Below are 7,741 nucleotides of genomic sequence, written 5' to 3'. Positions count from 1 at the left end.
GTGGCGGGTCCGCCACGCGCCTCCAGACCGTCCGTCGGTCCCGGTGGACGCGACGCCTCGAGCGATCATCCGCAGACCGCGCCGCGGTGATCCGCGGCACGCAGGGGGGGGTCGACGGAGCGGTGCAGCGGGAGGACAGTGGAAGAATGTCCACCATCTGCACCCCCACCACCAGGGCGCTCGTGTCCGTGGCCGGCAGCGACACGGACTCCGCGATCCGCGACCTCGCCGGGATGTACGCCGGCAAACAGTGGTACTCCGCCCACGTCGACGACGACTACTGGTACCGCTATGCCGGCATCGGCGACGACCGCGTGAGCATCAGACGCTCGCAGATGCACGGCTACCTCCGCGGTGACGTCGCGGTCGAGGGCGAGGTCGTCGTCCAGTGGATCGACTCCGGGACCGCGACCGTCGACACCCACCGCGACGCGACCCCCATGCGACACGGCGTCCCCGTCCTGTTCCCGATCGAGCAGCGCTTCGAGATGGAGTACCGCGACTGGGACCAGCGGCTCGTGCACCTCCGCCGCGACCTGGTGCTCGACGTCGCATCCGAGCAGTACCTCGTCGACGGCACGCTCGCGTTCCAGCGCGGGGTCGAGCCGGACGCGCCCGCGATCCAGCAGTGGCAGCGGTCGGTCGCCGGTGCCGTGACCGCGTTCCGCGAGAACGGGGCGGAGTCGCTGGCGTGGCACGAAGCACAGCGCGGCGTCGCCCGGGCGCTCCTCGGGCTCTACCGGTTCCAGGCGCCGAGGCTGCCCGACAACTTCGGCGCCCGGAGCAACCGCCGGGTGCGGGCAGCGGTCGAGTACATCCACGGGCACGCCGCCCTGCCGTTGACGGTGTCGGACATCGCGCGCGCCGCGGACCTCAGCGTCCGTGGCCTGCAGGAGTCCTTCCAACGCGCGCTCGACCGCACGCCGATGCAGTACCTCCGGGAGGTCCGGCTGCGCCGTGCCCACGAGGACCTCCTCCGCTCCACGCTCGACGAGACCACGGTCGCCGACGTCGCGCGTCGCTGGGGCTTCAGCCACATGGGCCGGTTCTCGAGCGAGTTCCTGCAGCGCTTCGGCGAGTACCCGAAGAACACCCTCCGGCGCCGCTGAGCAGGAGCTTCCGACCGAGCACGGGCACTCAGCGGGTGCGCCCGACTCAGCGCGGGACGAGCCCGTCGAGGTGCCGGTCGAGCAGGCCGACGGCCCAGTCGGCGGACTCCCCCGGTGCCAGACGTGACACGTGCATCGCCAGTCCGTCGATGAGGGCGTGGAGGCGCCGCGCCTCGTACGCCCGTGCAGCGTCGGGCACGCCGACCAGGTGGACGATCCGCTCGGTCCACTCCTGCATGTCCGACACGACCCGGTCGAGGGCGGGCCTGAGCTCGGGGTCGGTGAGGGCCGCGTTGCCGAGCGCGAGGTACACGTCGAGTTCGACGAGCCGCTCCTCGTCGAGGGGCAGCAGCTCGAGCAGGATCCGGCGTGCTCGTTCGCGGTCCGGCAGCGTCTCGGGCACGGCGTCGACCCGACGCGCCGTCGCGTCGAACACGGTCTCGAGTGCGTGCGTCCGGACGCTCGACTGCGTGGGGAACACGTAGCGGACCGTCGACGGGGGCAGTCCGGCCTCGGCCGCCACGCCCCGGACGCTCAGCGCGCCGAGACCGTTGCGGGCCAGCACCCGCGCCGCGGCGTCGGACACGATGCGGCGTCGCTCTCCGACGTCGATGCTCCTGGCCACGAGGGCCATGCTCGCACGACTGTGCTAGCTTCTTTGTCGTACACTTGTGCGACTATCCGGAGGGAGCACTGATGACCTGGGTCGTCCTGGTGCTGTCGGGCGTGCTCGAGGCCGTGTGGGCCACCGCCCTCAGCGCATCGAACGGCTTCAAGCGGGTCGTGCCGACGATCGTCTTCGTCGCGGGCATGGCGCTGAGCATGGTCGGCCTCGCCTACGCCATGACGGCCATCCCGGTCGGCACCGCCTACGCCGTGTGGGTCGGCATCGGGGCATCGTTGACCGTCGTCGTGGCGGTGCTCCGCCGACAGGAGCGCGCGTCCTTCGCCCGACTGGCACTGGTCCTCGGACTCGTCGCCTGCGTCGTCGGCCTCAAGGTGGTGAGCTGACGTGGCCTGGGTGGTCCTGTTCGTCAGCGCGACACTCGAGACCGTGTGGGCGACCGCGCTCGGCGAGAGCAACGGCTTCACGAGACTCGGTCCCAGCCTGGTGTTCGCCGCGACGATCGCGGTGAGCCTCGGCGCGTTCGGGTACGTCCTCCGACACATCCCGATCAGCACGGCGTACGCGGTGTGGACCGGGACCGGTGCCGTCCTGACCGTGCTCTGGGGCATGGTGACGGGGGCGGAGCCGGTGACGGTCCTCCGGCTGCTCTTCATCGCCGGCATCGTCGGATGCGTCGTCGGGCTCAAACTCGTGCCCGCTCGGCCGGCACGAGACTCGGTCGGCGCAGCACGAGACTCGGCGTAGGTGACATCACTCGGGCTCCGGATCGCGAGACTCGTCGCTCAGCACGAGACTCGGGGCGCCGGTCGCGGGACACGACCGACAGACGGGAGCGCGCCCCGCTCAGCGGCGACGCGAAGCGCCTCGCGGGACGCGACCGACGGACGGCCTGGAGCGCGCCCCGCTCAGCGGCGACGCGAAGCGTCGCGCGGGGCGCGCCGACCGAGCCTGCGAGGGAGGAGTGCCAGCTGGCACCGCGCCTCCAGGCCGTCTCAGGGTCACGTCGTCAGACGGACGCGCCCGTCCACTCGTCCTCGGCGGCGACGTGGTCACTCCCCGCGGTGCCGGCGGCCATGGCCGCGGCCACGCGGTCCGCGTGCGACGGCGGGTCGGACGGCACGTCGGCCGGGCGTCCCTCGTCGTTGATCTTGCGGAGCTCGGGCACGATGTCCTCCGCGAGGATGTCGATCTGCTCGAGGACCGTCTTCAGCGGCAGGCCGGCGTGGTCCACCAGGAACAACTGGCGCTGGTAGTGCCCGACGTGGTCCTTCATCGCGCCGTACCGGTCGATGACCTGCTGCGGCGAACCCACCGTGAGGGGAGTCTGCGCGGTGAAGTCCTCCATCGAGGGACCGTGCCCGTAGACCGGCGCGTTGTCGAAGTACGGGCGGAACTCGTCGACGGCGTCCTGCGAGTTCTTCCGTGCGAAGAACTGTCCGCCGAGCCCGACGATCGCCTGGTCCGCGCGACCGTGCCCGTAGTGCTCGAAGCGCTGCCGGTAGAGGCCCACCATCTGCTCGGTGTGCTGGATCGGCCAGAAGATGTTGTTGTGCAGGAAGCCGTCGCCGTAGTAAGCAGCCTGCTCGGCGATCTCCGGCGTGCGGATCGAGCCGTGCCAGACGAACGGCGGGACACCGTCGAGCGGACGCGGGGTCGAGGTGAAGCCCTGCAGGGGCGTGCGGAACTTGCCCTGCCAGTTGACGACGTCGTTCTCCCAGAGCTGGCGGACGAGCGCGTAGTTCTCGATCGCGAGGTTGACGCCCTGCCGGATGTCCTGCCCGAACCAGGGGTACACGGGGCCGGTGTTGCCGCGGCCCATCATGAGGTCCATCCGGCCGTCGGAGATGACCTGGAGCATCGCGTACTCCTCGGCGATGCGCACGGGGTCGTTCGTCGTGATGAGGGTCGTCGACGTCGAGAGGGTGATGTGCTTCGTGCGCCCGGCGAGGTACCCGAGCATCGTCGTCGGGCTCGAGGCGACGAACGGCGGGTTGTGGTGCTCGCCGGTCGCGAAGACGTCGAGCCCGGCCTGGTCCGCGTGCTCGGCGATCGTGAGGATGTCGCGTACGCGCTGGGTGTCGTCCGGGGTCGTCCCGGTGGTGGGGTCGGTCGTGACGTCGCTGACCGTGAAGATCCCGAACTGCATGGTGTGCTGCCCTTCGCCATTTCAATGCGTTTGCATCGACTTGCTGGGTACAACGTAGCGCACGTCCAGGCATTCCCGCCAGAGCGGCGTCCTCCTCGTGGTGGATGCGCCGTCATCCCGCTGCCGGATGTGACATGTCGGGGGGCTCCCGGAACATGGGAAGACCACGACGGAAGGCGCCCCATGCTCCACTCGACCACGACCATGGCGATCGGTACGCTCGCCGTCGCCGCGCTCGCCCTGACCGGTTGCGCTCAGCTGTCGGGCATCGCCCTGGGGGAGGCGACGACGCACGTCGAGACACGCGCTGACCTCGAAGACGCGCCGGCCTGGATGCCCGCGGACGCGGAGGACATCACCGTGACGGTCGGCACCGAGGGCAGCTCGGGCAGCGCGCCGTCCAGCACGGTCTTCACCAGCAAGGACGGCGTGACCTCGGACCGGTGCACCACGGTGCCCCGGAAGTCCGCTCCGACGATGTCGATCTCGGGGGCGCCCGACCCCTACGCCGCCGAGCAGGTCACGAAGTGCGGCGCTTGGTCGATGACCTCCGAGGGCACCAGGTGGCTCGCGTGGACGCCCAACACGGAGGACGAGGAGTGACCCCGTCACGGCACCGCGACGAGCCGCGTCCTCGACCGACGCGGCGTCGGGCCCGGGTTCCTGCACCGGGGCGTCCGCGACTCGGCGCCGACCGGGCGACCGTCGGCGTCGCGGCGCTGTCCGCCGGGCTCGGCACGCTCGTCGTCACGGGCTCGGCCGCCGCCGAACGCGTCGTCGAACTCGGCGAGCGCACCGGAGCGTCCGGCACCGTCGCGCTGATCCTGCCCGTGGTCGCGTGGGTGTTCATCGGCATCGCGCTGTACGTCAGCGCCGTCGTCGCGTCGAACACGTGCGCGACGGTCATCGCGGGCCGGACCCGGAGCCTCGCCCTGCAGCGGGTCCTCGGCGCCACCGGCGAGCAGCTGCGGAGCCAGATCGCCCGCTCAGGGCTCGCTGCCGGACTCGTCGGCTCGGTCCTCGGCGCCGTGCTCGGGGTCCTCGTCGCGAACGGCGCGCTGACCCTCGCCGCCGCCGCGTCCGTGCTCCCGGAGGTCGGCCTGTTCCTGCCGGTCGCCGTCGTCCCCGTCACCGTGCTGGTCGCCACGATCACCACGGCCGCGTACCGACTCGGTTCCCGAGCGGTGCTGTCGATCCCACCGCTGCGCGCCCTCGACGCCGCCACGGAGGAGAGCGTGCCCGGGGGTCCCGCCGCACGCGCGCGCTGGCTCGTCGCCGCGGCGGTGTTCGTCCTCGGCGCGGCCGGCATCGGTGTGGCGATCGTGCTCGGCGCGACGAGCGTGAGCGCGCTGCTCCTCGCCGTCGTCGCCGGTGCGGTGTCGTTCACCGGGGTCGTCATCGGGACGCCCGTGCTCGTTCCGGCGGCCATCCGACTCGTCGCGGCCGCAGCGTCGCGCGGCGTCATCGGGGCGATGGCCGCCCGGAACTCGATGCGTTCCCCTCGCCGGACGGCTCGCGCGACCGTCGGGCTCCTCATCGCCGTGACGCTCATGGTGACCTTCGCGGTCGGCTTCACCACCTACGCGCGGATGCTCCGCCTGCAGTCCGAGGCCGACCCGGTGTACTACCGCGGCATCGAGGAGCAGTTCGACCAGCTCGCGGTGCTGTTCGCGAGCCTGACCGGTGCGGCAGGTGTCATCGCTGCCGCAGGGGTCGTCGTCGTGACCGCGCTCACGATCGCGCAGCGCACGCGGGAGCTCGGGCTGCTCCGGGTGATCGGGACCTCACGGCGGCAGGTCCGGGCGCTCGTGCTCACGGAGACGGCCATGACCATCGCCGTCGCCGTCGTGCTCGGCGTGCTGCTCGGCACCGCGTACGGCTGGTCCGGTGCCTACACGCTCCTCGGGGCGACCCCGGAGGCGCAGCTGATCGCACCGGTCGTCCCCGCGTGGGTGCTCGTGACCGTCGGCATCGGTGCCGTGGTGACCGGGCTCACCGCCGCCGTCGGGCCGGCTGCCCGCGCAGTGCGCAGCGCACCGGTCGCCGCACTCCAGTACGAGTGAGCCCCCGCGGCCGGACGACCATCGCCGCCGGCCGACGGGTGTGCTGACCCCCGGTCGCTGCATGCTGCTCCCGCATGCGTCGCCTCCGTGCTCGTGGTCCACCGATGGGTGTCCCTCCCCCGCGGGTGTCGCCGAACGTCGTCCGGATCCCGCGAGGTGGAACGGCCCGTCACCAGGCCGTGACGATCGCGAGCGCTAGGAGACCAGCGGATCCGTGCGGGGCGCGGTGTGCATCCCGTCCGCGAACCACACCGTGGCGACCACGGCGAGGATGCTGACGCTCGACGCCAGTCGGCCGGCGAGCAGGATCGCCGCGTGGTCGTGCGCTGCCCCGGAGATGCCGACCACCAGTGCTGCGACGCCCACCGCGAGTGCGAGCCCGGTGGCGATGAGCAGCCCGGCACTCACGACCCGCCGCGGTCCGCGGCGCCCGTCACGGTCGCCGCGCTCGCCCCGATCCACCCGCGGCCCGACCGCGCGGACCACGCCGACCCAGAAGAGCGCGATCGCCGACGCCCCCACGATGTCGCTCACCCGGTGCCAGCCGTAGACGACGGTCTGGTTCGCGACGAAGACGGCGTAGGCGGTGCCGACGAGGGTCACGACCGGCCGGAACCGCCGGGGCGAGACCATGAGCACACCGAACAGGGCGGCGAGCGCGATCGTCGCGTGCCCCGACGGGAACGAGTTCGGCGTCGTCGACTGGGCGATCTCCGGGCGCACGGCGATATGTTTGACCAACGTCGAGGTCGCTGCCGACGCGAGCACGACGACGCCGGCTCCGAGTCCCACCGCCAGGCGTCTCCGGGCGAACGCGACGGCGACCATCACGACGACGAGCAACAGGATCACCGGCACCGAGATCACGTTGAGTGCCGTGTCCGACCCGAACAGGTCGGACTCCCGGACGCCGCCGAGCGCGGCGTCCTCCGCCCGCTGGCCGAGCGGCGTCAGGACGGCGACCGCGTACACGAGAGGCACGATCACGAACCCGAGAACCGCGAGCAACGCCCATCGTCCCCGGCGCGAGACGACGGGGCCTGGCACAGGTGTTCGCGTCACCGGTCTGGTCCTCCTCGGGGTGCTGCTGACAGGGGTCGTCGTCCGGCTCGTGGGCCGCTTCCGCGGGCGGCCCGCCGACGGGGGCGGCCAGGCCGTCGGATTCGGTCGGTCGGGGTCCGACACGATACCGTTGACGAGCAGGTCGAACGCTGGGAGAGCGGCGGAACGACGGCCTGCTGGCAACGCGCTGGCGTACTCGTCGCCCGCCGTGTACGAGGAGGAAACCGAAGTGGCAGTCAAGGAACCGGGCATCACGGCTTCTCCGAACCGGGGCCTCGCCCTGACAGTCGGCGCGATCCTGGCGATCTGGGGAGTCCTGGGCTTCTTCTTCGCGGGTGACGGCGGCCACGCCTTCTTCGGCAACGAGGGCGGCTACCTCTGGGGCGTGTTCCTCGTGAACCCGGCGCTGTGCCTCGTCTGGACGCTCCTGGCTGCCGCGATGCTCATCGGTGGCCTCGGGACCACGATCGGTTCCCGCAACCTGAACCTCCTCGCCGGCATCGTCCTGCTGGTGCTCGCGCTGTACGGCTTCCTCTTCATGGACACCTCCGCGAACGTGTTCGCGCTGAACGCGGTCGACAACGGCTTCAACGCGATCGTCGGCTTCGTGCTGCTCCTCACTGCGCTCGCTGCCGACCGCGAGAACCTCCGCGCGCTCCGGGCCGATCGCGACAACCTCGACGCGCTGCGGGCCGAGGCTGCCCACGGCTGACGCTCCGCGTTCCCCGCCGCC

General features: G+C 71.7%; 9 protein-coding genes. 6 read left to right on the top strand and 3 right to left on the bottom strand.

Translation table 11 applies throughout. From position 1 onward, the window contains the following. Positions 1-146: 146 nt before the first annotated feature. Complete coding sequence (locus ACSW7Y_RS05400; RefSeq protein WP_438125307.1) at positions 147-1,109, top strand: helix-turn-helix transcriptional regulator; 963 nt, start codon at positions 147-149, stop codon at positions 1,107-1,109. A 46-nt stretch (positions 1,110-1,155) separates the two neighbouring features. Here ACSW7Y_RS05400 and ACSW7Y_RS05395 read toward each other — a convergent pair whose 3' ends face one another. Then, the gene (locus ACSW7Y_RS05395; RefSeq protein ID WP_438125306.1) at positions 1,156-1,734 is read right to left on the bottom strand and encodes a TetR/AcrR family transcriptional regulator; all 579 of its coding nucleotides are present in this window, start codon (positions 1,732-1,734) and stop codon (positions 1,156-1,158) included. Between the two features lie 71 nt (positions 1,735-1,805). On the opposite strand from ACSW7Y_RS05395, the gene ACSW7Y_RS05390 reads away from it, so the two are divergent. Next, positions 1,806-2,120 (top strand): DMT family transporter, encoded by a 315-nt coding sequence (locus ACSW7Y_RS05390; RefSeq protein ID WP_438125305.1) that lies wholly within the window; start codon positions 1,806-1,808, stop codon positions 2,118-2,120. Position 2,121: 1 nt separating this feature from the next. Next, positions 2,122-2,481, top strand: a complete 360-nt coding sequence (locus ACSW7Y_RS05385) for a DMT family transporter (protein ID WP_438125304.1) — start codon at positions 2,122-2,124, stop codon at positions 2,479-2,481. A 262-nt stretch (positions 2,482-2,743) separates the two neighbouring features. On the opposite strand, the gene ACSW7Y_RS05380 is transcribed toward ACSW7Y_RS05385, so the two are convergent. Continuing rightward, a complete protein-coding gene (locus tag ACSW7Y_RS05380; protein ID WP_438125303.1) occupies positions 2,744-3,883 on the bottom strand; it encodes a CE1758 family FMN-dependent luciferase-like monooxygenase in 1,140 nt (379 codons plus the stop codon). Between the two features lie 183 nt (positions 3,884-4,066). Between ACSW7Y_RS05380 and ACSW7Y_RS05375 the strand changes: the two genes are divergently transcribed. Then, positions 4,067-4,486 carry a hypothetical protein gene (locus tag ACSW7Y_RS05375; RefSeq protein ID WP_438125302.1) on the top strand — a complete coding sequence of 140 codons (420 nt, stop codon included), beginning with the start codon at positions 4,067-4,069 and terminating at the stop codon, positions 4,484-4,486. Then, positions 4,483-5,946 carry an FtsX-like permease family protein gene (locus ACSW7Y_RS05370; protein ID WP_438125301.1) on the top strand — a complete coding sequence of 488 codons (1,464 nt, stop codon included), beginning with the start codon at positions 4,483-4,485 and terminating at the stop codon, positions 5,944-5,946. The genes ACSW7Y_RS05375 and ACSW7Y_RS05370 overlap by 4 nt, the downstream gene beginning before the upstream one ends. 195 nt (positions 5,947-6,141) lie before the next feature. Here ACSW7Y_RS05370 and ACSW7Y_RS05365 read toward each other — a convergent pair whose 3' ends face one another. Continuing rightward, complete coding sequence (locus tag ACSW7Y_RS05365) at positions 6,142-6,954, bottom strand: phosphatase PAP2 family protein (protein WP_438125300.1); 813 nt, start codon at positions 6,952-6,954, stop codon at positions 6,142-6,144. A gap of 283 nt (positions 6,955-7,237) precedes the next feature. On the opposite strand from ACSW7Y_RS05365, the gene ACSW7Y_RS05360 reads away from it, so the two are divergent. After that, entirely contained in the window at positions 7,238-7,720 is a 483-nt protein-coding gene (locus ACSW7Y_RS05360) for a DUF4383 domain-containing protein (protein ID WP_438125299.1), read from the top strand. Positions 7,721-7,741: the final 21 nt, after the last annotated feature.

This window comes from Curtobacterium flaccumfaciens (assembly GCF_051548005.1).
Taxonomy (GTDB): domain Bacteria; phylum Actinomycetota; class Actinomycetes; order Actinomycetales; family Microbacteriaceae; genus Curtobacterium.
This window is presented reverse-complemented; position numbering and strand designations above follow the sequence as displayed.

What these genes read in the sequence shown, in the direction of transcription:
- ACSW7Y_RS05375 (WP_438125302.1), top strand. Translation starts at nt 4,067, where the DNA reads ATGCTCCACTCGACCACGACCATGGCGATCGGTACGCTCGCCGTCGCC.
- ACSW7Y_RS05400 (WP_438125307.1), top strand. Translation starts at nt 147, where the DNA reads ATGTCCACCATCTGCACCCCCACCACCAGGGCGCTCGTGTCCGTGGCC.
- ACSW7Y_RS05390 (WP_438125305.1), top strand. Translation starts at nt 1,806, where the DNA reads ATGACCTGGGTCGTCCTGGTGCTGTCGGGCGTGCTCGAGGCCGTGTGG.
- ACSW7Y_RS05380 (WP_438125303.1), bottom strand. Translation starts at nt 3,883, where the DNA reads ATGCAGTTCGGGATCTTCACGGTCAGCGACGTCACGACCGACCCCACC.